The organism is Streptomyces sparsus (genome assembly GCF_054776295.1).
The window spans coordinates 1-956 of record NZ_BAAHCA010001359.1 but is presented as its reverse complement, the minus strand read 5'-3'; the positions used below and the strand labels follow the sequence as shown (position 1 = coordinate 956).

At 73.4% G+C, this 956-nt stretch carries 1 protein-coding gene; it reads right to left on the bottom strand.

The window, feature by feature from the left end:
• The coding region (locus ACYVE9_RS28420; protein WP_461030759.1) for a sensor histidine kinase at positions 1-956 on the bottom strand (956 nt) is incomplete at both ends.

Here is a 956-nt window from a genome sequence, read left to right as displayed (position 1 = left end):
GAGCCGGACCGCGGTGCAGCATGCCCCCGGCCAGCCGGGCACGCTCGCCGAGCCCCGCCAGGCCGCGTCCGCCGCTCACCCGTGGCGAGTGCCGACCGTCGAGGTCCGCCGGGACCGGGCCGTTGACCACCTCGACCAGCAAGGAGTCCGGCTCGAACTCCAGGGCCACGGTGATGGGGGCGCCGAAGGCGTGCTTGTGGGCGTTCGTCAGGCCTTCCTGCACTATCCGGTAGGCGGCACGGTCGGCGACCGGGGGCAGCGAACGCGGCGTGCCGCGGCGGTGCAGGGCGACGGCGGCTCCGGCCGCCCTCGAGGTCCCGACCAGCTGCTCGACCGCGTCCAGCCCGTTGCCGGAAGGCGGTGCGTCGGCTGTTTCCGAGCCGGTCGCGTCGGAGGCGTCCTCGCGCAGCACCCCGACCACCTCGCGCAGCTCCCGCATGGCGTTGACGGAGGCGTCGCGCAGGACCCCCACCGCCACCCGCTGGCTGCCGCTCAGCTCCGGATCGACCTGGAGGGCGCCGGTGTGGACCGCTATCAGCGTCAGTTGGTGGCCGAGGCTGTCGTGCATGTCCTGCGCGATGCGCTGTCGTTCCCGCAGTTGGGCCTCGCGGGCGATGATGGCGTTCTCACGCAGCAACTGACGGTGCTGCGCCTGCACGGAGGCGAGCAGCGTCCTGCGCTGCGAGAGGTACCGGGCGACCAGCCCGGGCACGACTGCCGCAGCCAGGAACCAGAGCGCGGAGAAGATCAGCACCAGCCCCGAGTTGAGGGCCACGCCCTCCCGCATGACGCTGAGCAGTTCCATCAGCAGGTGCAGTACGAAGGCCGCGCCGAAGACCGTCAGCGCACGGGCCGGGCGTTTGAGGCGCCGCCCCGCGGACCAGGCCACGACGGGCAGCAGCAGGGCCAGGCCGAGCACCGAGCCGCCACCGAGGCCGGCGGTCACCAGCAGCCGT